The sequence below is a fragment of the Rhodospira trueperi genome, from assembly GCF_900101965.1.
Taxonomy (GTDB): domain Bacteria; phylum Pseudomonadota; class Alphaproteobacteria; order Rhodospirillales; family Rhodospirillaceae; genus Rhodospira; species Rhodospira trueperi.
Genome location: NZ_FNAP01000002.1, coordinates 115,834 through 142,403 on the forward strand (window position 1 = coordinate 115,834; position 26,570 = coordinate 142,403).

21 protein-coding genes and 1 pseudogene are annotated in these 26,570 nt (G+C 66.9%); 13 read left to right on the forward strand and 9 right to left on the reverse strand.

All coding sequences use genetic code 11. The features are described from left to right. Positions 1–16: 16 nt before the first annotated feature. From BLS85_RS03895 to BLS85_RS03920, 6 genes are all read right to left on the reverse strand, one after another. A complete protein-coding gene (locus BLS85_RS03895; RefSeq protein ID WP_218128279.1) occupies positions 17–1,972 on the reverse strand; it encodes an acetoacetate--CoA ligase in 1,956 nt (651 codons plus the stop codon). A 479-nt stretch (positions 1,973–2,451) separates the two neighbouring features. Continuing rightward, positions 2,452–2,799: a hypothetical protein gene (locus BLS85_RS03900; protein ID WP_092782457.1), complete on the reverse strand. Its 348-nt coding sequence runs from the start codon at positions 2,797–2,799 to the stop codon at positions 2,452–2,454. Positions 2,800–3,310: 511 nt separating this feature from the next. After that, positions 3,311–3,622: a hypothetical protein gene (locus BLS85_RS03905; protein WP_092782460.1), complete on the reverse strand. Its 312-nt coding sequence runs from the start codon at positions 3,620–3,622 to the stop codon at positions 3,311–3,313. 132 nt (positions 3,623–3,754) lie between these two features. Continuing rightward, a complete protein-coding gene (gene speE / locus BLS85_RS03910) occupies positions 3,755–4,606 on the reverse strand; it encodes a polyamine aminopropyltransferase (protein WP_092782462.1) in 852 nt (283 codons plus the stop codon). A gap of 69 nt (positions 4,607–4,675) precedes the next feature. Further along, positions 4,676–5,617, reverse strand: coding sequence for a DUF1036 domain-containing protein (locus BLS85_RS19015; RefSeq protein WP_218128281.1), 942 nt, complete (start codon positions 5,615–5,617; stop codon positions 4,676–4,678). A gap of 185 nt (positions 5,618–5,802) precedes the next feature. After that, positions 5,803–7,875: a transporter substrate-binding domain-containing protein gene (locus tag BLS85_RS03920; protein ID WP_176793346.1), complete on the reverse strand. Its 2,073-nt coding sequence runs from the start codon at positions 7,873–7,875 to the stop codon at positions 5,803–5,805. Positions 7,876–8,433: 558 nt separating this feature from the next. Here BLS85_RS03920 and BLS85_RS03925 point away from each other — a divergent pair. The 3 genes and pseudogenes from BLS85_RS03925 (at position 8,434) to BLS85_RS19830 (ending at position 12,296) form a co-directional block, all read left to right on the forward strand. Further along, positions 8,434–9,015 (forward strand): hypothetical protein, encoded by a 582-nt coding sequence (locus BLS85_RS03925; protein WP_218128282.1) that lies wholly within the window; start codon positions 8,434–8,436, stop codon positions 9,013–9,015. 1,859 nt (positions 9,016–10,874) lie between these two features. Continuing rightward, positions 10,875–11,069 (forward strand): annotated as a pseudogene (locus BLS85_RS19825) (HAMP domain-containing protein); the annotation flags it as partial. A 177-nt stretch (positions 11,070–11,246) separates the two neighbouring features. Beyond that, a complete protein-coding gene (locus tag BLS85_RS19830; RefSeq protein WP_483880071.1) occupies positions 11,247–12,296 on the forward strand; it encodes a methyl-accepting chemotaxis protein in 1,050 nt (349 codons plus the stop codon). Between the two features lie 31 nt (positions 12,297–12,327). Here the strand turns inward: BLS85_RS19830 and BLS85_RS03935 are convergent, their stop codons facing one another. Further along, positions 12,328–13,686: a hypothetical protein gene (locus BLS85_RS03935; protein WP_092782471.1), complete on the reverse strand. Its 1,359-nt coding sequence runs from the start codon at positions 13,684–13,686 to the stop codon at positions 12,328–12,330. Positions 13,687–13,934: 248 nt separating this feature from the next. Between BLS85_RS03935 and BLS85_RS03940 the strand changes: the two genes are divergently transcribed. The 4 genes from BLS85_RS03940 to BLS85_RS03955 all read left to right on the forward strand — a co-directional run bounded on the left by BLS85_RS03940 (position 13,935) and on the right by BLS85_RS03955 (position 19,621). Then, entirely contained in the window at positions 13,935–14,468 is a 534-nt protein-coding gene (locus BLS85_RS03940; RefSeq protein WP_092782474.1) for a type II toxin-antitoxin system RatA family toxin, read from the forward strand. A 102-nt stretch (positions 14,469–14,570) separates the two neighbouring features. Further along, on the forward strand, positions 14,571–15,368 hold the full coding sequence (rquA, locus tag BLS85_RS03945; RefSeq protein ID WP_092782477.1) for a rhodoquinone biosynthesis methyltransferase RquA: 798 nt from the start codon (positions 14,571–14,573) through the stop codon (positions 15,366–15,368). A gap of 121 nt (positions 15,369–15,489) precedes the next feature. After that, positions 15,490–18,423 carry a coiled-coil domain-containing protein gene (locus BLS85_RS03950; RefSeq protein ID WP_092782480.1) on the forward strand — a complete coding sequence of 978 codons (2,934 nt, stop codon included), beginning with the start codon at positions 15,490–15,492 and terminating at the stop codon, positions 18,421–18,423. An 82-nt stretch (positions 18,424–18,505) separates the two neighbouring features. Continuing rightward, a complete protein-coding gene (locus BLS85_RS03955; RefSeq protein ID WP_092782483.1) occupies positions 18,506–19,621 on the forward strand; it encodes a toxic anion resistance protein in 1,116 nt (371 codons plus the stop codon). A 104-nt stretch (positions 19,622–19,725) separates the two neighbouring features. On the opposite strand, the gene BLS85_RS19265 is transcribed toward BLS85_RS03955, so the two are convergent. Next, positions 19,726–19,980: a DUF1127 domain-containing protein gene (locus BLS85_RS19265; RefSeq protein WP_218128284.1), complete on the reverse strand. Its 255-nt coding sequence runs from the start codon at positions 19,978–19,980 to the stop codon at positions 19,726–19,728. Positions 19,981–20,157: 177 nt separating this feature from the next. On the opposite strand from BLS85_RS19265, the gene gcvA reads away from it, so the two are divergent. Together gcvA and BLS85_RS03970 are read left to right on the forward strand one after the other, a co-directional pair. Beyond that, positions 20,158–21,177, forward strand: coding sequence for a transcriptional regulator GcvA (gene gcvA, locus BLS85_RS03965; RefSeq protein ID WP_245699065.1), 1,020 nt, complete (start codon positions 20,158–20,160; stop codon positions 21,175–21,177). 102 nt (positions 21,178–21,279) lie between these two features. After that, entirely contained in the window at positions 21,280–21,906 is a 627-nt protein-coding gene (locus BLS85_RS03970; protein WP_092782489.1) for a LysE family translocator, read from the forward strand. Positions 21,907–21,991: 85 nt separating this feature from the next. Here the strand turns inward: BLS85_RS03970 and thrC are convergent, their stop codons facing one another. Next, positions 21,992–23,389, reverse strand: a complete 1,398-nt coding sequence (thrC, locus tag BLS85_RS03975; protein ID WP_092782492.1) for a threonine synthase — start codon at positions 23,387–23,389, stop codon at positions 21,992–21,994. A 189-nt stretch (positions 23,390–23,578) separates the two neighbouring features. On the opposite strand from thrC, the gene BLS85_RS03980 reads away from it, so the two are divergent. The 4 genes from BLS85_RS03980 to kce all read left to right on the forward strand — a co-directional run bounded on the left by BLS85_RS03980 (position 23,579) and on the right by kce (position 26,385). After that, entirely contained in the window at positions 23,579–24,169 is a 591-nt protein-coding gene (locus BLS85_RS03980; RefSeq protein WP_143027081.1) for a hypothetical protein, read from the forward strand. Next, positions 24,156–24,560, forward strand: coding sequence for a hypothetical protein (locus BLS85_RS18610; protein ID WP_143027082.1), 405 nt, complete (start codon positions 24,156–24,158; stop codon positions 24,558–24,560). Before BLS85_RS03980 ends, BLS85_RS18610 begins: the two co-directional genes overlap by 14 nt. Before the next feature lie 92 nt (positions 24,561–24,652). Then, on the forward strand, positions 24,653–25,366 hold the full coding sequence (locus BLS85_RS03985; RefSeq protein WP_092782498.1) for a DUF429 domain-containing protein: 714 nt from the start codon (positions 24,653–24,655) through the stop codon (positions 25,364–25,366). An 89-nt stretch (positions 25,367–25,455) separates the two neighbouring features. Continuing rightward, positions 25,456–26,385 (forward strand): 3,5-dioxohexanoate:acetyl-CoA acetone transferase, encoded by a 930-nt coding sequence (gene kce / locus BLS85_RS03990; protein WP_092782501.1) that lies wholly within the window; start codon positions 25,456–25,458, stop codon positions 26,383–26,385. Positions 26,386–26,570: the final 185 nt, after the last annotated feature.

A 26,570-nucleotide genomic window follows, 5' to 3' on the forward strand; every position in this document is an offset into this window, starting at 1 on the left:
CGCCACATCGCCGCTCTCAGGTCGTCAGTTCCTCCCGACCCGCGAACTGGTCCAGCGCTTCCGGGTTGGCCAGCGCTTCCTTGTTCTTGACCGGGCGGCCGTGCACCACCTCGCGCACCGCCAGTTCGACGATCTTGTTGGACTTGGTGCGCGGGATGTCGGTCACCTGGACCACCTTGGCCGGCACGTGGCGCGGCGTGCAGTTCTGGCGGATCTGTTTCTTGATCTTGTCGGTCAGGGCGTCGTCCAGCTCCAGGCCGTCGCGCAGACGCACGAACAGCACCACCCGGACATCGTTGTCCCAGTCCTGGCCGATCACCAGCGCCTCGACCACCTCGTCGAGCAGTTCCACCTGCCGGTAGATCTCGGCGGTGCCGATGCGTACCCCGCCCGGGTTCAGCGTGGCGTCGGAGCGGCCCATGACCAGCAGGCCGCCGGTCTCGGTCAGTTCCACCCAATCGCCATGGGTCCAGATGCCGGGGAAGCGCTCGAAATAGGCGGCGAGGAACTTCTTGTTGTCCGGATCGTTCCAGAACCCCACCGGCGTGGACGGAAACGCCTGGGTGCAGACCAGTTCGCCCTTCTTGCCCGCCACGGGGGTGCCGTCCTCGTCGTAGACCTCGGTCTTCATGCCCAGGCCGCGCTTCTGGATCTCGCCCCGATAGACGGGGCTGATGGGGCTGCCCAGCATGAAGCACGACAGCAGGTCGGTGCCGCCGGAGATGGACGACAGCTGCACGTCCGGCTTCACGTCCTGGTAGACGTAGTCGAACGACTCCGGCACCAGCGGCGAGCCGGTCGAGGTCATCACCCGCACGGTCTTGAGCGAGTGCGTCTCGCGCGGCTTCAGGCCGGCCTTCTTGATGGCGTCGATCCACTTCGCCGACGTGCCGAACAGCGTCATGCCCTCGGCGTCGGCGTAGTCGAACAGGATAGCGCCGGACGGATAGCCCGGGCTGCCGTCGTACAGCAGCAGGGTGGCGCGCGAGGCCAGCCCGGCCACCAGCCAGTTCCACATCATCCAGCCGCAGGTGGTGAAGTAGAACACGCGGTCGCCCGGCTTCACATCACAGTGCAGCACATGCTCCTTGGCCTGCTGGATCAGGGTGCCACCCTGGCCGTGGACGATGCACTTGGGCACGCCCGTGGTGCCCGAAGAGTACATGATATACAGCGGCGTCTCGAAGGGCAGGTCGTCGAAGCGGATATCACCGGCCGCGTGTGGCGCGATGAAGTCCCCCCACCACACGGCACCGCGCACGGCGGACGTCTCGGCGGACTCGCGGGTGTACGGCACGATGACGGTGCGTTCGACGCTGGGCATGCGCTCGACGATGGCGGCGATCTTCTCCAGGCAGTCGTGCGCCTTTCCGTTGTAGAAGTAGCCCTCGGCGGCGATCAGCACCTTGGGTTCGATCTGGCCGAAGCGGTCCACCACCCCCTGCACGCCGAAGTCCGGCGAGGCGGTGGACCAGATGGCGCCGATGCCGGCGCAGGCCAGCATGCCGATGATGGTTTCCGGCATGTTGGGCATGTAGCCGGCGACGCGGTCGCCCTTTTCGATGCCCATGGCGATCAGGGCTTGCTGGACCCGCGAGACGGCGTCCCACAGGTCCTGATAACTCAGACGCCGCTTGACGGCGGTCTCGCCCCAGAAGACCAGGGCATCGGCGTTCGGGTCCCAGTCCGGCCGCAGCAGGTTGCGGGCGAAGTTGATGTGGCCGTTGGGGAACCACTTGGCACCGGGCATCTTTTTCGGGTCGTCCACGACCACGTCGCCCTTCTCGCCGATCAGGCCGCAGAAGTCCCACACCGCCGACCAGAACGCGGCGGGCTGGTCCACCGACCACTGCCACAGCGAGTCGTAATCGCCGAGTGACAGGCCGTGTTCGGCGTTCACCCTGGCCATGAACGCGGTCATGTTGCTGGCGGCGACGGCTTCCGCCGATGGGGTCCAGAGCGGTTCGGTCACGGTCATCCTCCCGGTTTCGCGGTGGGCCGCCCGGTTCAGCGTCCGGCGGCCTGATTCGTTTCGGAAGGCATTGTGCCCGATGGGCTCCGCGCGGCCAAGGGGCCTGCCCACAAACCATGCGCCCCAAAAAAGGTTCATCACGGGATTCGATGAGAGCTGGCCGTTTCGGACCCCTTCAGCGCTATCGTCGTCACACGTCTGTCCGCCATGCTCCCTGCGGTCTCGACGCTTGCGATCATTCAGGGGACGGAAGGCCATCAAGGCACTCCGTCACCAAGGCGGCGTCCCCCGCTTGCGCCGCTCGTTCGATCCGAAATAGCGGGTCGACCCCGCAGTGCCGTAGCCCCACCCCAAACAAACGGAGGGCGGGCACGGCCCTCAGGCCAGCCCGCCCCAACGTCATTGCCACGCGCCCGTCCGCTCTCCGGAAACCGGATATCAGGAGCGCGCGCGGCCCATTCTAACCCTCGCGGCCACGCTTATTCGGCCGGAACCTTGCCAAGGCACTGGATCTGCACCTCGCAGACGAAGCCGGCGGCCGTTTCTTCACAGTCGCAGGAGCCAGTACGGGCCTGCACCGGACGTTCGCCGATGATGCAGGTCTCCGTCCTGGCCCGATACTCAGCGAGCTCGCAGGCATCCCCAGCGCGCACACCGCCGGCCCGCGCCATACGATAGGTTCCGCCCGAACGCGTGAACTCGACCTTGACCAGAGCCGGGTCCTCAATCTGAAGGGAGGTCATGGCCGGCGCCGCGCCAGCGGACGAAGCCGAGAAACCGATGGCGGCGCACACGGCGGCCGCGACGAAAAAGCCCTTCTTGAACATGACGTTAGATCCCCTTTCGGTGATTCCAGACGGTCGCGCGAGCGGCAACCAGTCTATGAATAAAGCATTGCACCCTGAGCCATCTGTGTCCAGGCGGAACAGGCGGGGATGCCCCCTCCGGCTCCGGTTCTGGTGTCGCCGCTGACCCTGACGGATCGATCCGGCGTCTCCATCGCTCCACGCCAAGACCACGCCGTGAGCCCGGAAACGCCCGTGCTCTCGCCTAGCCTTCTGCATCAATGGATCGCCGACACTCGCATACCGTCTGCCCATTCCCGTCCCCCCGGTATGCCGACTCTCCACAGCCGACGGCGGAAGCAGCCGCCTTTCCCGACCATGCCCTGGAGGCAGTCACCTCCGGACAGACTCGAGACCGACGAGTCGCGGAACGAACAACGGGCCGGTCGGGAGAGGCCTCTCCCGCCGACGCGGCTCCGCCGCCAGCCAGCGGCGGCGCTGTTGGGGGTGGGTTCCCGACGCGTGGGGGGAGACCGCACCCCAACCGCGATCCTTACTGGGCGCCGCCGTGGCACTCAGCAATGACGTAGCAGATGGTCCGGCCCAGTTCCTTGTCCTCGCACACGCACTCGCTGACGCTGCGCGGCGGACCGAACACGCACGCACGATCCGCGCGTTCCGTGACGGCATTGCAGGAGAACCGCGCGTTCATGCCCTGGCCACGCACGCTCACGGGAACCCATTCCCCGGCGTCCGCGATTTGCTGCCCAGCAGCGGTAACGTCTTCCGCAGCCACCGGAGCAGAGAACGACATGGCAAAGGCCACGCACACGGCGGCCGTGGCGAGATAGGTCTTTTTCAGCATGGAGAAGCTTCCCCCATTTTTGGCAGAGTCCCAAGGTCGCGCCCATCGCAACCGACCGCCGAACAGAATACACAATAAGCCCAAGAATCATAGGGTGGATTCAGCATCCCAAGCGCCGATGCCTCAGGGCGGCTACCGCATCAGGTCCTGAATGTAGCGTGGCAGCGCGAAACAGGCCCCCTGGATCCCGGGAGTCCAGTAGCGTGTTTGCAGGTCAAGGCCGGCCGTGCGGCGGTCGATCTCCTCGGCGCTCAGCGCTCGGTTCGCCGGATCCTTGCTGGCCCAGCCCAGGGCCATGAAGCCGCCGACATAGCTGGGCACGGGCACAACATAGAATCCGACGTCGGCGAACCCGGCCGCGCCCAACCGCCGCCACGAGGTCGTCAGTTCCTCGCCCTGGGTGAAGGGCACGCCGTTCTGGGTCACCAGAACGCCTCGTTCGGACAGGCGGGCGTGGCAGTCGGTGTAGAAGTCCTGGGTGAACAGAACCTCGCCGGGGCCATGCGGATCGGTGCTGTCGATGATGATGACGTCGAAGGTCTCGGCGCTGGTCTTCATGAAATCCACGCCGTCGGCGATGACGATGCGGGCGCGCGGATCCTCCAGCGCGGCCTTGCCGATGGCCGGCATCCACTGCTTGGAGAATTCGACCACGCCGGCATCGATTTCCACCAAAGTGGGCTCGATATCAGGGTGTTTGAGCGCCTCGCGCAGGCATCCGCCGTCGCCGCCGCCGACAATCAGCACGCGCCGTGCCGCGCCGTGCCCGACGATCGGCACATGCACCATCATCTCCTGGTACATGAACTCGTCGCCCTCGGTGATCTGGATGACCCCGTCCAGCGCCAGCACACGCCCGAAAACAGGACTTTCGAAGATGGCCAGATCCTGATGCGCGGTGGTCTCGCGGTGGATCCAGCGGTCAACGGCGAACACCTGGCGCCAGCCGGGGTACAGGGTTTCCTCGAATCGATCCGTGCTCACGGGTCCGAACCTCGCGTTTCTTGGACAGGATGGGCGATGAAGGGCGGGGGAGACACCGGGCGACGTGCGTTATTCCGATGCCTCATAGCGCAGGAGATTGCCGCGGGGCAGCGCAAGCAACTCCAGAGTGCTGCCGTCGACATACAGGACGCCGTAGCACTGTGGCGCGCTCTCCTCGACGAGGCGGACGACGATCACCGGATCGCCGTCTTCCCCGCCGCCCTGCCCAGGGCACGCCGTGGCCACCTCGTAAGGGCCGGTCTCCATCAGGTCGCCGGCGTGATAGGAGGCGTAAAGGTCCTCGTCGAACGTGATTCGCGCGGCCCGGTCATCCAGCGACCGCCATGCCCCCTGGATGGCTTGGTGGGCGGAGGACAGACTGGCGCCGCCGTCGGCCGCCGGAGCCCCGAACGGAGACTCGGGCGGTGTCTGCGGCGCGGCGTCGGCCGTGTCCGGTGTCTGCGGGGCCGAAGCCGACGGGGCCGAAGCCGACGGGGGCGGCGCATTCGGCACGGCGGCGATCTCCTCGTCGGGCGGCGGCGCGCTCCCCCCGGATCCCTCGGAGTTCATGGGCCGGGCGCCCGGTACGGTGCGGGCGTTCAGCACCAGCGTGAAGGTGACGGCGCTGTCGCCGGTGTCCACCTCGCGGAAATCAAGCTCCTGGTATCCCCGGCGCGTGCAATCCGAATCGCCGACGATGTTGAAGGCATCGGGCACGGCACAGAAAAAAAAGCCATCGCCCTCGAACTGTTCGTTCGGATCCTCCGCACGGTAATAGTAGTACCGTTGCGTCAGGTCGTCCTCGATGGGCTTGACGCAGTCACCCGGCTCCACATGCCACCAGCCCTCCGAGGACCAGACCTCGTCCCTGTTCAGGTATCCGATGGCCAGCCAGCGGGCGACACTGGTGTGGTTGCAGACCTCAAGGCCGGCGTGGGCGGCGGATGCCGCCGTCATCATCGCGACCAGGGCCACGGTACCCGCCACGCCACGGCAAACGCGGTCGGACAAGGACCTCCGAATGGAACGGAACGGCTTCGGCATGGCTCTCTCCATGTCAGGGCAGTGGACGAGGCGGTGCCCGTACGCGGGACGCGCATCGGCGATCCCGGTCAGGGTAACAGGGGTTGGCCGGCGTCACGAGCGGAATGAGCCCGTCTTGACCCCCGACGGTGACGGAGCAGCCCGGGCGCCGGTCAGGAAACCGTCGTGGATTGCGCGACGGTCACGGGAACCACGGCGTTGGACAGCCGGCGGTCGGGCGGAAAGATCAGGCGTGCGGTGGTACCGACGTCCAGCACACTTTCATGGTCCAGCCGGCCACCGTGCAGGGTGATCATTTCCTTGACCAAAGCAATGCCCAGGCCATAGCCGCCCGACCCACGGGCCACGTCCGGGCTGGTCTGGTAGAACGGATCGCCCAGGTTCGCCACCTGATCGGGCGACATGCCGATGCCGGTATCGGCCACCACCAGGGCAACCCCGGCGTCGGGCTGATCCTCGATAGAGACCTCGACGGTCCCGGCCTCCGTGAACTTCACGGCGTTGGACAGAAGATTGACCACCATGCGCTGAACCTGCCCTTCGTCGGCCCACAGCCGCACCGGATGGTCCGGCGCGATGACGCGAATCTCCGTGCGATTGGCCGACGCGAGGCCGGTCAACACCGCAACCTTGCTCGACACCACGGCCCCCAGATCGACTGCGGTCTCGTGCAGCGCCAGCCGGCCGGAATCGATCCGGGTGATGTCCATCAGGTCATCCACCAGTCTCAAAAGGGCTTGCCCGGAGACGTGGACATCCTTGGCATACTGTCGGTACTGATCGCTGCCCAACGGACCGAACATCTCCTGTGACAGCACCTCCGAAAAGCCGAGAATGGCGTTCAAAGGCGTGCGCAGTTCGTGGCTGAGCGTCGCCAGGAAGCGGCTCTTGGCGGCGCTGACCGTGGCCATGGCGCCGGCGGCCCGCCGCACGTCCGCCTCGCGCTGGCGTTCTTCGGTGACATCGCGAATGACGGCGAGGCTGCCGCCATCCTCCATGGGGGCGAGCCGAGCCTGAAAGTTGTGGGTTTTGCCATCCAGCAGGTCCAGGGCGTAGTCGAGGGGCTGGGCCTCGCCCGTCTCATGCATGCGCATCAGCGCCTCACGGGCGGCCTGGGCGACATCTTCCGGCAGCGCCGCCTCAAGGCTCTGGCCGCGCAGGTGGTCAAGGTCGCGGAGGGCGAGACCGTCCGGGTCGTGAAGGTCGACGAATCGGCCCTCGGCATCGAGCCGGAAGAACAGGTCCGGCATGACCCGGATCAGGGCATCGGCCTCGGCGCGCGCCTGTTCCGCGCGGGCTCGCTCGTCGTCCAGACGTGCCGCCAACTGGCGCAGGTGTTCGGCCTGTCGCCACAGGGACCGTCCGCGCGTATCCGCCAGACCCGTGGCGCGCCGCTGTCTGACATAAAGGACCGTCACGACCAGCAGGAAAACCGCCAGCCCGCCGGTCGCATAGGGCAGCAGGACCTCGACCGGAATCACACGCCGGGATTCGATCTCGGGCAGCCACGTCCGGTGTAGCCTCTCAAGGGTGCCGTCGGCGGCGACGATGGCCAGCCCGCCGTTCAGTTTCGCCAGCAGGCCGGCATCGCCGGCGCGCACCGCGAAGGCGTAGGCCAGCGAGAACCCTTCCAGCGTCAGGGATGCGGGGGCAATGCCGTCCAGGTCGCGCTCTTTGATCAGCAGCAAGCCCTGGAGTCGGGGGGCCACGACCACGTCGCACGCGGCGGCGGCCAGACAGTCGAACGCGGCGCCCAGGCTGTCAAAGGTCTCGACATCCCCGCCCCAGGGACGGGATCGCGCGTACTCGTGCCCGACATCGTCGCGCATGACGGCCACGCGCAGATCGGCCAGATCGTCGTCGGACTCGATGCGCGGACCGTCGTCGCGCCGGAACGCCGCGCCGTGGGTCACCACCACGGGCACCGAGAAGTCCAGGTATTCGTCGCGATCAGGGAAGATACCGACGAAGGGCAGAGCATCCAATCGACCGGCGCGCAAGTCCTCAAGAAGCTCGTTCCAAGGCCCGACGGTGAACGTCACGTCCAGGTCCATGACCTCGGCCACGGCACGGAAGAGATCGACGGAAAACCCGGTCGGCGCCCCCGAGTCATCGACCATGGCGAACGGGGGGTAGTCCAACTCGCTGCCGACACGCAAGGATTCAACGGCCCGAGCGCGCGAGTCTGTCGCGGCCAACCCCAACAGCAGAAGCAGGGCGACCACCGCTCCAACACGACCCCAACGGACGAATCCCGCCCGACCGAACATGTGCAGAGCCCCTCAAACCCCGGCCCCTCCGGTCGTCCCGCCCATTCCGACCGCGCGGGACCCGGAAAACAACGAAACCGCCCGCCGCTCCGCCCTGTGTTGACGGCGAACCGGCAGGACTTGGAACAACAAAGGGCACACGAAAAAACAGCCTCCTGTCGTTCCTCAGGCATTCTAACCTGATTCCCCCCCTCGTCCAGCCCCGGCCAGCGAAGCGGGTTCGCCGAATCCTGCTGCGGCGCAAACCGGCCGCAGACAACTGGTCATGCGATTCCGAGTTGAAGCTCCTTTTTCAGTGTGGAAGCCATGCCGCGAAAACTGTATGGTTGACACAGCACCTATTGCGGATCTCTTTCTGTTCGCACGAGCGCCGCTGGTTCATTCCTCGCATGGAACCATACGTTCTCGCCGCCCTTTCAGACGGACGTACATGGTTTCCATGAAGAAACGATGCGACCGACAGGCGCGTTAGAGGGACGCAAGTTCCCCAAACCACCGGGAGGACACCCAACCATGAAAACACTGGTTTCGACCGTGGCCCTTGTCGGGGTCACCGCAATGTGGCTTGGCTCGGCGTCCGCGAACGAATTTCGGCCGCAATTGGAAGCGCTGCTCGCAACGGAGATTGCACCCTGGCTGTCCGACGCCACCGTGGTGGACGCGGTCAAGGCCAGCAACGCCGAGCATGCCGGGTTGTCCGACGGCGATGTCGAGGCCCTCGACAAGACGTGGCGGGAAGAAGCCGAGAGCGGAAGCGGTCCTCTCATCGACCGGATCCTGGGCAACGAGTTGTCAACCTTGTTGTCCGAGCGCAAGGCCGCCATGGAGGGCAAGGTCTCCGAGATGTTCGTGATGGACAACCGGGGCCTGAACGTCGGCCAGTCGGACATCACCTCCGACTTCTGGCAGGGGGACGAGGACAAGTGGCAGAAGACCTACGCGGTCGGCCCTGACGCGGTGTTCATCGACGAGGTCGAGTTCGACGACAGCGCCGAGGCGTTCCTGTCCCAGGTCAGCAAGACCATCGTCGATCCGCAAACGGGTGAGGCCATTGGCGCCATCACGGTCGGCGTGAACGTCGAAAACCTGTTCTGAGCAGGCCGGCCGGCTCCAGGCCCTGGATGCCCGATGCGCGGAGCCGGCATCACCCCTCTTCTCGACTGCCCGCGAAGGCGGCGGCCGTGCGCTTGCTATGTGCCACTCCCTGTTGGCGCCAAGGCACGTTCGTTGCCCGGCCCTTTCGCAGGATCCGAGCCGTGACTCTTTCGACACGCATCTTAACGGGATTTCTGTTTGTCCTTCTGCTGACCATGGTGGTTGCCGCCATCGGCTGGCGCTCCCTGGAGAGCAGCAATACCGCCTTCGGAATCGAAAGAACCGGCCTTGATGCCCAGATTGGTTTGGGCAAGGTGGTTCAGCACGAACTGCAGGGCCGGTTGGATCTGAGCGCGGACGTGGAAGGGGCCGTGTACAACGAAATCGAGAAAATGACGGGCCAGCTGAGTCGACTGCTCGAACACGACAGTATCAGGCCTCAGGTCATGATCGCTCGCGACGCGGTCGATGCTTACAAAGCCAACTTCGAGACCTTTAAAGCCAATGAACGCGAGGTCAATGCCACCGCCTCCACGGTCAGGGTGGTGGAAGAAGACCTGTCGGCGACCGTGGGGGAGGTTGCCGCGGAACGGGCGGAACGTCTCGCCAAGGCGCGCGAGACCGCGACCAACGCGATCGCGGAGCAAGAGGCGGCGGCCGCAATGCGGGCCGTCGCGCGCTCCGTCGAGGACGCGGTGTACGCCGGAACCCTGCGTGTGGAGCAATATCGGCGCGTCAACACGGAAGCCCGCGCCACGGAGGCGGCGGCGGCGATCCAGCGTTTGACCAACACGGTCCAACGGCTCGGCGAATCGGTCAGCGAGATCGATGCCATTGGACGGGAAGAGCTGTCGCAGGCCAGTGAGGGTGTCATCGCCGCGTTCACGGCGTTCGACGAGATTGCCGCCCAGGAGCGCGCACTGGAAGCGGAACGCCATGCCACGGTCGCGACGATGAGTGAGGCGTCAGAGGCGCTGGACCACGCGGTGACCCGGCTCAGCCGGTTTCAGACAGCGCGTCTGAAGGCGGCGCAACAGAATTTCGCGTCTCGCGACATTCTGTCCGAACTGACGGGGCAGTTGGTGACCCTGACGGACTTGCACAACACGGCCGCCCGGGCCCGAATCCAGCAGGAGGTGTTCCTGCGCACCGGCGACCCGGAGGACGCCGAGGCCGCACGCGAGGCCACCAAGGCTTTGTTTCTGGGGGCCCTGTCAGTGCGCAGAAACGCCGGACAGGGGCCGACAGCCAGCCTGGTGGGCATCGTCTCGCAGGCGACGCAGGACTATCGGCGGGCGCTGGAGCGGATCATCGAGCTTGTCGAGGAACTGGGCGCCGCTGCCGAGGCCGGCGCGGCCGCGGAACGGGAATTGGACCGTACCCTGCGGACATTGACCGACATCAGCGGTCGGGCCCGGGCGGCCGCAGGGGCGATGGCCGATCAGGCCTCCCAGGCCGCCACCAGGTCGTTCACGACCCTTGACACGGCCCAGGACACCATCCGGGTCGGCAGTGACCTGCGCGCCGCCGCCGAAATCGTACGCGAACATATCATCGAGTTCATTGACGAGCGCGACGACTCGATCGTCCCCAATGTGCGCGAACATATTGCGGCGTTCAAGACCATCCGCGAAGACCTGATCGCGCGCATCGGCCAGACGGATCCCTGGAACGTGGTGGAATTGGACCAGACCTTAACCCATCTCAGCGATCAACTGGAGGGCATGTTCGAGGAACTGGTGGTGAAAACCCAGGCCATAAATGGGGCCACGCGTGGAATGGAAGAGGCGCGGCAGGCCCTGGAATCCGGTCTTGAGGACGCGCAGGCCGCCGCCGAGGCGCGCGCCAGTGACGACCGGATGTTCGCAAAGACGCTGTTGCTGGTGGGCGCCGTGCTGGCGCTGGTCGTGGGGGTCGTCGCGGCCCTGCTGATCGGGCGGTCCATCACGCGGCCACTCCGGGCCATCACCGCCACCATGAAACGTCTGGCCGACAACGATCTGACGGTCGAGGTTCCGGGCCGCGACCGCAAGGATGAGGTCGGTGCCATGGCCGCCGCCGTCGCGGTGTTCAAGGAAAACAGCCACCGAATCGAGCGAATGCAGGTCGATCAGGAGGCCGAGCACCGGCGCAACGCGCGTCGCGTCAAGAGTGAGATGATCGCGCTGACGAACGCTCTCGATGAGCAGGTGCGCGGGGCCATCTCTGAAGTGCGGAGCCAGTCGGAGGTGATGCACGATACGGCCGTGAAAATGGCGGAGGTTGTGGCTCACACGGAGGACGGTGCCGGCGCCGCCGCCACGGCGTCGCGGAACTCGGCCGCCAACGTTGACGCGGTGGCGGCGGCCGCGGAGCAGATGGCCAGCTCGATCGCCGAGATCAGCCGACAGGTCAACGGCGCCTCCGACATCGCCCACCGGGCGTCGCGCGAGGCGGGGAGCGCGAACGAGCGCGTCGAGGGTCTGGCCCAGGCGGCCAACGAGATCGGCGAGGTGGTCAACCTGATCAGCGATATCGCCAAGCAGACCAACCTGTTGGCGCTGAACGCCACCATCGAGGCGGCGCGCGCTGGCGAGGCCGGAAAGGGCTTCGCCGTCGTGGCCAACGAGGTCAAGACGCTGGCCAACCAGACCGCCACCGCCACCGACGATATCGCCCGGCAGATCAGCACGATTCAAACCGCCACCAACGCGGCGGTCGAGGCGATCCAGGCCATCGTGCGGGTCATCGCTGAGATCAACGAGATCACCACCGGGGTTTCGGCGGCTGTCGAACAGCAGGCGGCCGCCACCGGCGAGATCAGCCAGAACGCCCAGCAGGCGGCGCACAGCACGCAGGACGCTTCCCAGAACATTGACGAGGTCTCGCGCAGCGCGGAGACCACGGGCGGTCACGCGCGCGACGTGCGGGAATCCGCCGAGGCGGTGTGCGTCCGCGTCGTGCGCATGCTGGAGGAACTGGAGAAGATCATTCGGTCGGGCAGCGAGGAAGAGCGCGAGACCCATGCCATGCGCACCGTCAACATTGCCGTGAGTGTCGATCTCGGCGGCGGTGACGCGCGCTCGTGCCTGTTGCAGGACATGTCCTTCAGCGGTCTGGGCACGCTGGACCGCTCGGTGGACGGCGAGCGGGGTCACCAACTGATGATCGACATTCCCGACCTGGGGCAGACGATGGCGGTCATCGTGGCCCGCACGGAAAGCAACACGCACATTCGCTTCGACGTCAGCGATTCCCAGTTGTCCCAACTGGAAGCATTCGTTCGGCAGCGCCAGCGATGATATGGCGTGTCTTGCGGATGTCCGGCCTCCGTCACGCGCGGCGGCGCTGGAAGGCAACGATGCGCCCGGTCGAATCGGCCGCCGCCACGCGATGCGCCCACGCGTCGGCGGCGCCGTCCATCTGGGTCCGCGCAAGGCCCGCCGCGTCCGTCATGCCGAGGGACTCGAACGTCGCCACGGCCTCGCCCAGGGCCGCCATGGCGTCGGCTCCGGGATCAGCGGCGCCCGTCTTCGACCATATCAGGGTCACCCCCAGGGCCGCCTGGGCCCAGGCCCGCAGGACGATGTCCTCGTCGGGGGCAATCATCTCCAGCACCGCCCGGATGGAAGCATCGCCACCGCTGGCGTGAATCACACGATCCCGCAGGATTGCGCCCATGGCCGTCAGCAGGATGCGGCGCCGTTCCGGATCGCCGTCGCGGGTCCAGACCCAGGCGGCGGCGGTCAGGGCCGACAGGGCGGCGTCAAAGCCGTCCGCGTCTCCGTCGCGTCCGGCCTTGCGCCACAGCGCGCGGGCCAGACTGACGTGCGCGGCGGCATAGGCGTCCGGCAAGGCGATGGGAGACAGCCGCGCGGCCCCGGCCCGGCAGGCCGCCACGACCGTGTCCAGCCGCGCGTCGGCCAACGCGGCGGCGAAACCGGCGTCCGCGCCGGGATCGTCCGGCAGGGCCAGCACCGTATCCGCCCAATCGAGCCGCGCCAGCGCGAGCAGGTCGGTCGGCCAAGACTTCGTCAGGCCGTTGAGTCCCGTTTCCATCAGACGCACGGCCCGCGCCAGCCGGACGGGATCGCGGGTCAGCAGACCGTGCGCGCGCTGCACCAGCCCGAGCGCGACGCGGTAGCCCTCCACGATGACACCGGACCGGGCGCGCCCTCCGAGCATCCGGGTCTCGGCCCTGGCCATGGCGTGCCGCAGCGCCCGGCGACGATGTCGCCGCGTCCGCGACGCCAATTCGCGGGACGGCGTCACCGCGATCAGAACCATGGCATGCAGGATTTCGGCGGCGGTTTCGGTGATCGGCATCGGCACCTGGATCGTGGACCAGGGATGCAGGCCCAACGGCTCCTCCGCCGCGCGGCGCGGGTCCGAGCTGATGACGGACAGCCGCAGCATGTTGCCCGCCCGCTGGCCCCAGATCAGGGCATCCGCGCCGCTGTCCGTCAGCCACGTCCGGCCGACGTGCTGGGTACGGGCCAGCAGCGCCACCAGTCCGCCGTCCCGCGTCAGGTTGGCCGTCGGGCTGCCGGGCACGATCCGGGCTCGCAGTCCCTCGCGCCGACGCAGGGCGCGCCAGACCGCGTTGGCGCCAAGGCCGCCGTCGGCGCCGTTGACGCCATCCAGCGGACAGACCAGGACCGTGACCGCGCGTCCGGTCCCGGACCAAGGCATCCCTCGTGCGGCGGATCGCCCCCGCGAAGGCATGACGACTCGTCCTCCCTCCGGTCAGGACCGGTCACAGGCCTATGCCGGACGGCCTATCTCATCGGCCACGCGGCGCACCGGTTTCCGGCTCCTATGCCACGAAATCATGAAATTCCGGTGAAGCGGCGGTTTACGGTGCGAGTGCGAACAGGCATCATGCAGCGCGGTCGGCCCCATTCGACGGGACCGACCGCGCGGGGTGTTGGAGCAGGCGCATGAGACAGTCCGTGCAGCGGGTCGTCCCGCATGAACGGGAACGGATTTTTGACCTAGTCGCGGATGTGGAGTCCTATCCGTCCTTCCTCCCCCTGTGGAAGGCGGCGCGGATCATCGGGCACACCGCCGACGGGTACAGAACCCGGCAGAGCCTGGGAATCGGCCCCGCCAAGCTGGATTTCATCTCCCACACGGCGCTGACGTTCCCGGATCGGATTGTCGTCGCCTCGCAGGATGGCCCGATGCGCAGCCTGCGCATGGAGTGGGGTTTGGAGACTGCTGGACCTGGACAATGCCGGGCCAAACTGGACCTTGTGGTTGAAGTGCATTCGCGAATGCTTCAGAAGCTTCTCCAGGCCACGTACGGCGAGATGGCGCCCCGCCTGATCACCGCGTTCGAACGGCGGGCCAACGCCGTTGCGCGTGGCGAGATCCCGCCACCCCCGTCATTCGTACCCAATGCCGGGACCGATGCCGCGCCGGTCCCGCCGGGAGATGCCGGGAAACGTCAAAGCGCGGGTGAAGAAAGATAGTAGGGAGAAGGCAGGAGGGACGAAACCGACGGCCAGCGTTTGGCTCGCCCCTTTCTGTCGTTGTGCGTTTTGCTGTGCGTCAACACTTCTTAGGACAGGTCGATGAACAAACCCCATGCGGTCGCACCCGAGTTCCCGCTTGATCCTCTTGCGGAGGATCCCGCCGTGCTGCCGGCCTCTCGGCCGGCGCCCGTCGAGGCGCAGCGCCCCACCCCGGTGCTGGCGCCCGCCATTCCGGAATACCTGAGCCGGGTCTACACGTGGGCCTACCTGACGCCGGCCTACAGCCGGTTTCTGGACACCTCCCTGGTCGTGTCGGCCATTTTGTGGGGCAACATGAACCGGCTCATGCGGGCCGGCTTCTCGGAGTTCGAGCCGGGCCAGACCGTGCTGCAGCCGGCCTGTGTCTACGGCACATTCTCGCAGAAGCTTGCCGAGGTCCTGGGACCGGAGGGCACGCTGCATGTGACCGACGTGGCCACCAACCAGATCGAGTCCTGCCGCAAGAAGCTGGCGGGCCATCCGACCGCCCGGGTCGGCCTGGCCGACGCGGCGGAGCCCCGCGACCGCCAATATGACGGCGTGTGCTGCTTCTTCCTGCTGCACGAGGTGCCGGAGGACTACAAGCACCGCATCGTCAAGAGCCTGCTGGACGCCACGCGGCCGGGCGGAAAGACCGTGTTCGTCGATTACCACGGGCCGCACTGGGCGCATCCGTTGCGGCCGATCATGATCCTGGTCTGGCGCCTGTTGGAGCCGTTTGCCCTGGCGCTGAGCGAGCACGAGATCGCCTCCTACGCGCCGCCGGCCCTGGCCAAGCAGTTCACATGGCGCAAGTCGACGTTCTTCGGCGGTCTCTACCAGAAGGTGGTGGCAACGCGCCTGTCCCCGGGATCGTGAAATGCGCGGATAGAAGGCGACTTTTGACTCGAGACTCAAGACTCTGCAATAACCTGTTGGAATCCTGACTCAAATGCGGTACCTTCTGTCAAGATGGCCTTGACAGCAAGGGCGAGTCGCCATGGCTACCCGCGAAATCGATCCGGAAGAAGACACCGGGCGCATCGGATCCCCGAAGGCGGAAACCGATCCTGGCCGCTTTCCGCGTGCCCCCCGGTTGATCGCCGACAACGACCGGGTGCCCGGCCCCAGCATTCCGGCCGGGTCGCCGAACGGCTCGAACGACGCACCGCCAGAGACGGGGCCCGTGCGGTCCTTCGTCGGCGGACAGGCCGGTGCCGGTGCGGGCACCGAGGCGTCTGCGTTCGTGCCGCCCCTGCCGCCCGATCCGCCGTTGGACCTGCCCAACAGCGTGGAATGGCGGTCCTGGATCGCCGCCGGGTTCTCGCTGTTCTGGCTCGCCTTTTTCGGCTTCTACGTCCAGCAGAGCGTGGGCTGGAGCAATCTGCTCATGCTTCTGCCGCACGAGTTCGCGGGTTTCGCCGCCGGCGGGCTGATCCCGGTGGCGTTGGCCTGGGCGCTTGTCGCGGTGTTCTCCCGCGACGGCCGCTACGGCCGCGAGGCCCTGGTGTTGCGCGACCAGTTGCGCAAGCTGGCCTACCCCTCCGATACCGCGCGCGGCCAGATGAGCGACATCGCCCAGTCGCTCACCGAACAGGCGCGCCTGTTGACGGACTCGTCGCGCCAAGCGCTGTCCGAGGCCCGACAGGTGCGCGACGGCCTGCGCAACGAAGTGGCGGCGCTCAGTTCCCTTGCCGACAAGTTCCGCGAGGACATCTCCCAGGTCATCCGCGACACCGAAAGCCAAGTCTACGGCCTGGAGGATGCCACCGAACGCGCGGTCAGCCGTGCCCGGGACGCTGGCGAGACGCTGGAAAAGCAAAGCGCGACCCTGAACGACGCGGCGGAAAAAATGATGGCGCAGACGCGCGGGCTGGATGACAGCCTGCGCAAGCACGTCCAGGACCTGACGCTGGCCGGTCAGCAGGCGCGCGAGCATGGCGGGGCCCTTCAGGCGGTCAACGAGGCCATGACCCGCTCGCTGCGCGAGGGGCGGACGCTCGGCGACGAGCTGGCGACCCTTTCCAAGCAGGTCTGCGATGCCCTGAGCGGCCAGCAGACGCACCTGGACGACCTGCGGACCCGCTGGGAGAAGTCCAGCCAGTCCACCATCGAGATCCTGGGGCAGCGCTCTCAGGGCATCGATCAGGTCAGCGAGCGGATGCTCAGCCGCGCCCAGGTGATCGAGAACACCATCGGCCGTCAGGCCGACGCCCTGATGAGCGCCTCCGACCAGTCCATGGCGCGTCTGAAGGAGATGGAGGGCGTCTTCACCCGCCGCGTGCAGAACATGAACGCGTCGGTGGACGAGGCCACCGGCAAGCTGTCCGACGCCTCCATGAACGTCGCCCAGCGCGGTCAGGAGGCGGTCACAGCCACCAGTTCGGCGACCGAAACCCTGCAGCGCACCGCCAGCACCCTGGACGATATGATGCGCGCCCTGACCAACGCCGTGCAGCGCGCCGAAACCCGTGCCCGCGATGCCGGCGCGGCCGTCCGGGAGCAGGCCGAGGGGCTGGAGAGCCACACCGCCGAGGCCAGCCGGCAGGCCGGTGCCATCCGCGCCGCCATTGCCGCGCAGTGCGAGGAACTGGGCGAGGGCGCGCGGCTCATCGGCCAGCAGCTTGAAACCGTGCAGGGCGCCCTGTCGCAGCACGGCCGCCATCTGGGCGATGCCGCCCAGGGTGCCGCCAGCCGGATTGAGGACACTGTCGACACTCTGCGCCAGCGCATGACGGAACTGGCGGGGATCTCCGGACAGGTCAATCTCGAACTCGAAAACGTCGGCACCCATCTGACCCGGCACACCGAAACCCTGGAGGAGACCAGCGAGAAGACGGTTCGGCGGACCCACGACGCTGCCGAGGCCGTGCGCGCCGAAACCCGGGCCATGCGCGAGGTCATCGACGCCGTGAACGCGGGCCTTGCGGGTCTGGAAGAGACGCTGGCAAACCGCGCCCGCGCCATCGAGGAGGCTGCCGACGGCGCCGACGCGCGCGTGGGCGCCACCATCGACGTGTTCGAGGGCAAGGTGCGGGTGCTCACCGACGGCTCGGCGCAGGCGTCGGCCGCCCTCTCCGGTGTGGCCAACCTGCTGGACGACCGCGCCGACCATCTTGAAGCGATTATGGGCCGCTCGCTGGCGCGCATGACCGAGATGGGCGGCACATTGGACCAGCACGCCCGCCAGTTCGAGGAGGTCACCGGGCGCGGACTGTCCCAGGCCACCGTGGCCGGCAACCGCTTGCGCCAGTCCACCGACGGCATTCAGGCCGCCGCCGACAAGGCCGCCGAGACCGTCAGTGGCGCCGCCGCCCTGCTCGGCGGCTCGCTGGAGGAGGCGGACGAGCGCGCCCGCTCGCTGATGCCGACCCTCGAAAAGGCCATCGCCGCCATTCGCCAGGAGGCCGACACGCTCGCGCTGTCCGGCGACAAGGTCACCGACACCACCCGCCGCCTGGGCGCCGAGTTCGTGCGCCATGCCAACACCTTGATCGAGGCCGCCGACAGGGCCGAAACGCGGGCCGGCCTGCTGCACACGGAAATGGAACAGGCCCAGGTCACGACGTTCCTGCATCAGGCCAGTTTCATGATCGAACGCCTGGAAAGCGCGGCCGTGGATATCGCGCGCATCTTCAATCCGGTGCGCGACGAGGACCTGTGGCGGCGTTATCAGAAGGGCGATCACGGCGTCTTCCTGCGCCATTTGGCTCGCGTCATGACGGTGAAGCAGCATGGCGCCGTGCGCGAGGTGTTCGACACCGACCGCGAGTTCCGGGGCTACGTCACCCAGTTCATCACCGACTATGAGAGCCTGCTGGAACAGGTCCGGGGCACCGCGCGCGCCGACATCCTGACCGCGCTGTTCATCGGCTCCGACCTGGGCAAGGTCTATCTGGTGCTGGCCAAGGCGTTGGGTCGCCTGGAGGAATAGGCGGCCCGACCACGGACCCCAATGGCATCCGCCCACCGCCTGCGGTACAGTGCGAGCGGTCAACAGCGTGGGGAGCGCCGTCATGAACGGGGTCATTCAACTCAGCGGCCGTGAGGCCGAGGCCATCGAACATCTGGGCGCGGAGGCGGTGCGGGACCTCGATCCCGCCGATCAGGCGACCGCCACCCGCATCGCCGAGATCATGGCCAAAATGGACGGCATGGAGCCGGATCGGTTCGCGGCCGGGCCGGCGATGATGGCGTCGGACTACAGCAACCGGGTGCTGGAGCATGTCACCGCGTCCGAACTGGACGGCGTGCATGAAAAGCTCGTCGAGTTGCAGATGCTCTACAAGGGGCTCGGCGCCGACCGCCTGCGCAAGGACAATCACAGCCTTGTCAGCCGGCTGATGTTCAGCTTCCAGAAGGAACTGGAGAAGTTCCGCCAGCGGTTCGAAACGGCGCGCTCGACCGTGGATCGGGTCGTGGCCCAACTCGAAAAGGACCAGCGCGAAAGCGCCATCGCCATTCAGACGCTCGCCAACATGGGCCAGGAGGTCACGGCCGCGTTTCGCGAACTGGCGCTTCATGTCGAGGCCGGGCACCGCAAGCTGGAGGAATGGCGCGCCCAGGGTCCCGCCAACGCCGGCGCCCCCGACGCCTCGGGTGGTGAGACCGAGCAACTCATGGACGCCATGCGCCAGCGCGAATGGCACGAACGCCTGGACCACTGGGACCGGGTGGTCACCAACCTGACCAAGACGCGCTCGATCATGGGCACCACCATTCCCACCGTCTATCAGACGCTGAAGATGGAGCGGGTCGTGATGGAGGAACTGGGCACGGCGCTGACCCAGTTCATTCCCGCCATCCGCCAGCAGATCGCGCTGTTCGTGCAACAGGCCCGCCAGGGCCGGCGCCTGGAGAACCTGAAGGCGACGCGGGAGATGACCGACGAGGTGCTTCAGCAGGTCGCCGGACAACTGGAGTACAACGCCGACCTTCTGAACGAGCAGATGCGCGAGGGCGGCGTGTCCACCGACGTGCTGCTGAAGTTGATGGACGATGTGGCCGGCTCCATCGAGCGCCTGGACGAGCGCGCCAAGGAGGCCATGGCCTACCGCGCCGAAAGCCGCGCCAAGCTTCAGGACGCCACGCGCGTCTTCGCCGACCGTGTGGCCAGGGTCGCCGCCGGGTAGGGCGTGACGCACCTTGAACCCGGCGGGACCGGCCGGGTTCTGTCCCCGCTGCGGGATCCTTTCGGGACGTCTGGCAACACGATCAACCACCACATCGCGTGGGGTCAGACTCTCCAGAAAGGCTTGCGCGCCTCGTCGTTTGCGGTCGCGCGGTCCAGGCCGATGTCCCGCAACAGTCGATCATCGATGGTCCGCAATTGGGCGCGAGAACGGCTGCGACGGTGCCATGTGGCGATCAGGCGCGCCATGCCGGTCACGAGATCGCGCACCGTGGCATGCCGGCTGGCGGACACGGCGGCGGCCAACGCCGCCAAGGTCGGCGTGGCGGGGCCGGAACCAGGGCCTGGGGCTTGGGTCATCGCGCGATCTCCTTGCGGTCGGTCGGCGGGCGCGGAAGGCGCCAGCCCATGGCGTCAGGGTGGGGCAGGGCCGGATGAACCACAAACGAGGAGTCCTCGGGTCATGGATGAGCCGAATTCGGGCTTGGCGGCGTTCCCTTCCCGCGCGGCTTGTCGCATCATGACGGTCGCCTTTTGTTGCCCCATTCGCGAGCCCGCGCCCCGATCATGGTCCGTCGCCTGCCGCCCCTGACCGCCCTTCGCGCTTTCGAGGCCGCTGCCCGCCACGGGTCCTTCGCCCAGGCGGCGGACGAACTGGCGGTCACGCCCACGGCGATCAGCCATCAGGTGCGCCAACTGGAAGAAACTCTGGGCGTTGCCCTGTTCGAACGCCTGCCGCGCGGGCTGCGGCTGACCGATCAGGGCCGGACGTTGGTGCCCGGCCTAACCCGGGGGCTGGATCACATGGCCCGGGCCGTCGCCCGGCTGCCGGGGCAGCGCCTGGCGGGCTCGCTGCGGGTGTCCGTGCTGCCCTCGTTCGGCATGATGTGGCTGGCGCCGCGGCTCGCCCGCTTCCGCGAGCAGTACCCGGAGATCGATCTGGACATCGACCTGCGTCAGGAATCCGTCCGGTTCGACGAGCGCGACCGCATGCACATCGGGCTGCGCTACGGCACCGGACACTATCCCGGCCTGCACGTGCGGCGGTTGATGGACGAGACCGTCTTTCCGGTCTGCGCCCCCGCCCTGGTGACGGGGCCGCGGCCGCTGCGCACGCCGGAGGACCTGCGCCACCACGTCCTGATCCACGACAGCACCGTGCTGGAGCAGGAACGGTGGCTGTGGTGGCGTCCGTGGCTGCAATGGTTGGGCGTGCCCGACGTGGATATCACCCGGGGTCCCCGGTTCACGGACGCGCACGTCCAGATCCAGGCGACCGTGCATGGTCTGGGGGTGACGTTGGGGCGCTCGGCGCTGGTGTTCGACGCCCTGGAGGCCGGCCGTCTGGTGCGGCCGTTCGCGGTGTCCCGGGCGGCGGATTTCACCTACTACGCGGTGACGCCGGAGGCGCTGGCCGACGATCCGGCCGTGGTCGCCTTCCTGGACTGGATCGAGGACGAGGCCAGTGCGTTCGAGAACCATCTGTCTCCGGATCGAAGCGAACAGGGCGAGGGCACCGATTCGGACGACGGAGACCCGCCCCCATCCGGCACATGATCCCTCGGCGTCCGTGCGGCGGAATTGGCGGTCCCGATGGACTCGATCCGAGAAAGGCGGTAAGGCGAAGGTCCTTCTTCCGGTCCCGGAGCTCCGAACCTCATGCCCTTCGATCTCTGGCTCGTCTATCTGATCGCTTGCGTCGGCCTGAGCCTGACGCCCGGCCCCAACGGCCTGTTGTCGCTGACCCACGGCGCCCGCTTCGGCGTGCGGCGGGCGGTGTTCACGGCGGCCGGGGCGATCACCGGCTTTCTGGTGCTGATCGCCTTGTCGCTGGCCGGGCTGGGGGCTTTGATGGCGGCGTCGGAGCAGGCGTTCACGGTGCTGAAGTGGGTCGGCGCCGGTTATCTGATCTGGCTTGGGGTGCGGCTGTGGCGAGCCCCGCCGCCGTCGGTCGAGGACGCCACCCCGGCCGGACACCGCGACAGCCGTCCGGCGCGCCTGTTCGTTCAGGGATTCACGGTCGCCGTGTCCAACCCCAAGGTGCTGATCTTCTTCGCCGCCTTCCTGCCGCAGTTCATGACCCCCGGCGCCGGGTTCTGGTCCCAGGCTCTGGTGCTGGGCGGAACCTTCGCGGCCATCGAGTTCGCTTACGAGGTCCTCCTGGCTGGCACCGCGCACCGGCTGGCGCCGTGGCTGGCGCGGGCGGGGCGATGGTTCAACAGGGTGACCGGCGCGACCTTTATCGGCATCGGCGGCCTTCTGACCACCGCCAGCCGGTCAGGCTGAGGCGCTCTTCATCGGGTGTTCGCCCTGGGCGTCCAGGGCGCTCCCACGTCTCTGCGCACGCTCTTGGCGTCGAAAACCCGCCCCGCTACCGCCTGAGCCCCTCGCGCACGATGGCCTGGATGGCGCGGGTGTCGTTGGGCGCCTCGACCACGCGTTCGGGACGCTGGAGCAGGTCGGCCAGCCGCGTCGGCAGCGGCGGACGCACCCCCGTGGCCTTCTCCACCGCGTCGGGGAACTTCGCCGGATGCGCGGTGGCCAGCGAAACCGTCACGCCGCCCTCGTCGCGCCGGCCGGCGATCTGACCGGCGACGATGCCGATGGCTGTATGCGGATCGACCAGAAGACCGGCGTCCTCCAGAATCACGCGCATGGCGTCCGATGTCTCGGCGTCGGTCAGGCGGTGGCCCCGGAACAGGCCCAGAAGCTCCTGATGCAGGTCGTCCGGCACGCTGTAGGCCCCGTTCTGTCGCAGGCTGTCCATGGCGGCGCGCACCTCGTCGGCGTCGCGGCCGTACAGTTCGAACAACAGGCGCTCGAAGTTGCTGGAGACCTGGATATCCATGCTCGGGCTGATGGTCGGCACGACGCTTTCCTGACTCATGGTGCCGGTTTCCAGGAACCGGGTCAGGATGTCGTTGCGGTTCGAGCCCACCACCAGCCGGTCGATGGGCAACCCCATCTGCCGCGCCACATAGCCGGCGAAGATGTTGCCGAAGTTGCCGGTCGGCACGCTGAAGCCCAGCGAGCGGTCGGGCGCGCCCAGGGCGACGCCGGCCCAGGCGTAATAGACCACTTGGCCGACGATGCGGGCCCAGTTGATGGAGTTGACGGCCGACAGGTTCACCTCGTCGCGGAACGCCGTATCGGCGAACAGCGATTTCAACAGCGCCTGACAGTCGTCGAAGGTGCCGTTGACGGCGATGTTGTGGACGTTGGGCGACTGCACCGTGGTCATCTGGCGGCGCTGCACCTCCGAGACGCGGTCCTTGGGGTGCAGGATGAAGATGTCGATGGCCTCGCGGTCGCGGCAGGCCTCGATGGCCGCCGAGCCGGTGTCGCCGGAGGTGGCGCCAACGATGGTCAGGCGCCGCCCGGAGCGCGTCAGCAGCAGGTCGAACAGGGGCCCCAGCACCTGCATGGCGTGGTCTTTGAACGCCAACGTGGGGCCGTGGAACAGTTCCATCAGCCAGTCGTGCGGGCCGATCTGGCGCAAGGGCGCGACCGCCGGATGGTCGAACCGGGCATAGGCGCCCTCCAGCAGGTCGGCCAGTTCCTCCTCGGTCAGGGCGGCCCCGACGTAGGGCAGCATCACCCGCAGGGCCACCTCCGCATAGGGCAGGCCGCGCATGGCGCGCCAGTCGTCGTCGTCCAGGGTGATCCAGTCCTCGGGCACGTACAGCCCGCCATCGGCGGCCAGCCCGGTCAAAACCACCTCGTCAAAGCCGAGAACGGGGGCCTTGCCCCGGGTGCTCACATAACGCACGGTGACCGCACTCCCTGTGGAACGAGAAAGACCCCTCGAACCCTACGCCCTGGGGCGCAGGCGGGCAACAGGGCGTGGAGGCAGGTGGAGGGCGTTGAGGATGGCTCCGTGCGGACTGGCACCGCGCTGACGGTAAAGGTATGATGCGCGCCGTCTCGTTCCCATTCCGTGCAGCGGAGTCGCTTGCCCATGCCGGAGTCCACGCCTACAGTTGGCGGTGAGATGGAGATATTCAGTTGGGTTGCGGTGTTGCCGTGGGCCAGTGACTGGATCGGCGTTGTCGGGCTGATTCTGACGCTTGGCGGGCTGGTGTGGTCCATCGTGATGGCCACCCGCGCCCGAAGTGCCGCGGTCCAGGCCAAGGACGCCGCCCGCGCCGCCGCCGACGCGATGGTGCGTCATCAGGAAACGGTCGGGATCGAGGTGGCCATCGGTAAGGTGGGCGACCTGATCACGCTGTACACCTCGAACAAGCGTCATGCGGTGCCGGACAAGCTGGATTGGCTCATTGAATTCCTGGACCGCCTGCGTCATGGACCCCATGTGAGGAGTGTTGAGGATCGCCGGGAAATCCAGGGGTATGTCAACGACCTGAGCGAGATCCACCGTGACCTGTTGGGACGAGATTTCGCGGAGCCGTTGGACCCGAATGCCGACGCCTCGCGAGACGTGGAGAAACAGAAGTATTACAGGTTCCATGAGGTGTTTTCGAACCTTCGCGGGTTCCTGCGGGACCTGGAAGCAGCGGGACGACAGGAGCAAGACAATGGCACTGGTTGACTCGGAAAAGAAGGCACGTCTCGTCGCCAGCCTAATCAACAGGACTGTGGAAGGGCGAGTTCACTGGCGTGAAAGCGTCAACGAAGGAGAGTTCGTCACGGATTTCTCCAGCTCTTCGATTTCTATTTTACAACACAAATGGGACGATTCTTATGTTCATTCATTGAGCGTAACAAACCATCGCGGCGATATTGTGGATCGCTTCCACCTGGAAGACGTTATTCATTATATTATATCTGAAGGACGTGAGAGTGTTTTGTTTTCGGAGCAAACTCGAGAGGCGTCCGGAGAGGCCAAGCACATTCCGGATTATTTCTATGACCTCGTGCGTTATAACGTCATGAAGGTTGATGACGTTTACGATGGGGTCTTGCAGGAACTCGCCTCTTGATGAAGACCGTTTCCGGAAACCAAACGAATGGCCCATGTGGCGTCGGGGCTACTGTGGTCGGGACGCCCGAGGCTTGGCGCCGGAGAGGCTGAATGGCGGTCGTGGCTGGTGTTGATGGCTGTAGAACGGGGTGGTTCGTGGTTCTGACGGACACGGCCTGCCCCGAAGACCTGCGCTGGAAACGGGTTGATCGCTTTTCCGAGGTGCTCTGCGGCGCCGATGCCCCCCAGATTATCGCCATCGATGTGCCGATTGGCCTTCTGTCCGCCGCACGCAGAGGCAGCCGAACGTGTGACCAGAAAGCCAGGGCCACCTTGCGCGCCCCACGGGCGAGCAGCGTGTTTCCACCGCCGGTTCGGGGTGCGATTAACCAACGAGACTATGCGGCGGCCTGTGCGGCGAACAGGGCAAGTTCACCGGCGAACATCGGTATTTCCAGCCAGTGCTTCGGGATCGTCCCCAAGATCCGAGAAATCGACGACTTAATGTCTCCCGAGTTGGAAGATCGGGTGTGGGAGATCCATCCGGAACTGTGTTTCTGGAAGATGGCTGGGGGCCACCCGATGCGGCACAACAAAAGTAAGAGCGCGGGCCGCGAGGAACGTTTGGCCTGTTTGGTGGCCCATGGGCTGACCGCAATCACGAACGCCTTCGGTGAAAGGCCATCAGGGGTCCAAAAAGACGACATCCTGGACGCGGCGGCCGCGTGCTGGACTGCGCTCCGGATTCATGCGGGTGAGGCCAAGGGCATCTCCGGCGCGGAGGAGCGCGATGATAAAGGTCTTCGCATGGAAATGTGGGTGTAGCGCTCGGACCCCCGGCCCGAATTCAATCGGTGCGCTGCCGGCCGCCAACGCGGCGGTCGGGCGCACCCTACAAGGAGGTGTGGGCAACCATGCCCGATCCCGTCATCATCACCTGCGCCGTCACGGGCTCGGTTCACACGCCGACCATGAGCCCGCATCTGCCCATCACGCCGGACCAGATCGCCGAGCAGGCGATTGAGGCGGCGGAGGCGGGGGCGGCCATCCTCCACCTGCACGCGCGCGACCCCCAGACCGGGCGGCCCTCTCCCGATCCGGACGTGTTCATGCGCTTCCTGCCGCGCATCAAGCAGGCCACGGACGCGGTGGTGAACATCTCCACCGGCGGCGGCATGCCGATGACGGTGGAGCAACGCATGCAGGCGGCCGCCCGCGCTGCGCCAGAGATGGCCTCGTGCAATATGGGCACCATGAACTTCGGGCTGTTCCAGGCGCTGGACCGGTGGGCGGTGTGGCAGCACGACTGGGAGCCCGAATTCCTTGAGGCCAGCCGCGATTTCGTGTTCAAGAATACCTTTGCCGATATCGAGGCCTTGCACGCCGAGCTGGCCGATGCGCGCGGCACCCGGTTCGAGTATGAGTGCTACGACATGGGCCACCTGTACGCGCTGGCGCACTTCGTCGACCGGGGCATCGCCAGGCCGCCCCTGTTCCTGCAATTCTGTCTGGGAATTCTCGGCGGCATCGGGGCCGACCCGGACAACCTGATGACGCTGAAGCGCACGGCGGACAAGCTGTTCGGGGCGGACTACCAATTCTCGGTGCTGGGTGTGGGCCGGCATCAGGTCCCGCTGGCGACCATGGCGGCGGCCATGGGCGGCAACGTCCGCGTCGGCCTGGAGGACAACCTGTTTCTGGAAAAGGGCGTGTTGGCCGAGAGCAATGCCCAGCAAGTGCGCCGCATCCGTCAGGTGCTGGAGGGCCTGGGCCGCCCGGTCGCCACGCCGGAGCAGGCGCGGGCGATGCTGGCCCTCAAGGGCGGCGACCGGGTCGGGTTCTGAGGCCACGCGACAATAGAAACGTCTCGTCCCGCTCGGGGGCACTTCGGCACCCCGATGATGCCGAGACTTTGATGGGATCGCCGCGGCCTCGGATGAAAAGGAATGCGCCGGCCGCTTTCAGGGGGCGCGCCTCTGCAATGCGTGCTCCCTGTCTGCGCTTCTCTTGTTTGGCGCGGCGCCGATGG

Bases quoted from the DNA above. Each gene is read 5' to 3' on its own strand.
- BLS85_RS03900 (WP_092782457.1), bottom strand. From the start codon at position 2,799: ATGTTCAAGAAGGGCTTTTTCGTCGCGGCCGCCGTGTGCGCCGCCATC.
- BLS85_RS03905 (WP_092782460.1), bottom strand. From the start codon at position 3,622: ATGCTGAAAAAGACCTATCTCGCCACGGCCGCCGTGTGCGTGGCCTTT.
- BLS85_RS03925 (WP_218128282.1), top strand. From the start codon at position 8,434: ATGAAAACACTGGTTTCGACCGTGGCCCTTGTCGGGGTCACCGCAATG.
- BLS85_RS19830 (WP_483880071.1), top strand. From the start codon at position 11,247: ATGCACGATACGGCCGTGAAAATGGCGGAGGTTGTGGCTCACACGGAG.
- BLS85_RS03935 (WP_092782471.1), bottom strand. From the start codon at position 13,686: ATGCCTTGGTCCGGGACCGGACGCGCGGTCACGGTCCTGGTCTGTCCG.
- BLS85_RS03940 (WP_092782474.1), top strand. From the start codon at position 13,935: ATGAGACAGTCCGTGCAGCGGGTCGTCCCGCATGAACGGGAACGGATT.
- rquA (WP_092782477.1), top strand. From the start codon at position 14,571: ATGAACAAACCCCATGCGGTCGCACCCGAGTTCCCGCTTGATCCTCTT.
- BLS85_RS03950 (WP_092782480.1), top strand. From the start codon at position 15,490: ATGGCTACCCGCGAAATCGATCCGGAAGAAGACACCGGGCGCATCGGA.
- BLS85_RS03955 (WP_092782483.1), top strand. From the start codon at position 18,506: ATGAACGGGGTCATTCAACTCAGCGGCCGTGAGGCCGAGGCCATCGAA.
- BLS85_RS19265 (WP_218128284.1), bottom strand. From the start codon at position 19,980: ATGACCCAAGCCCCAGGCCCTGGTTCCGGCCCCGCCACGCCGACCTTG.
- BLS85_RS03970 (WP_092782489.1), top strand. From the start codon at position 21,280: ATGCCCTTCGATCTCTGGCTCGTCTATCTGATCGCTTGCGTCGGCCTG.
- BLS85_RS03980 (WP_143027081.1), top strand. From the start codon at position 23,579: ATGCCGGAGTCCACGCCTACAGTTGGCGGTGAGATGGAGATATTCAGT.
- BLS85_RS18610 (WP_143027082.1), top strand. From the start codon at position 24,156: ATGGCACTGGTTGACTCGGAAAAGAAGGCACGTCTCGTCGCCAGCCTA.
- BLS85_RS03985 (WP_092782498.1), top strand. From the start codon at position 24,653: ATGGCGGTCGTGGCTGGTGTTGATGGCTGTAGAACGGGGTGGTTCGTG.
- kce (WP_092782501.1), top strand. From the start codon at position 25,456: ATGCCCGATCCCGTCATCATCACCTGCGCCGTCACGGGCTCGGTTCAC.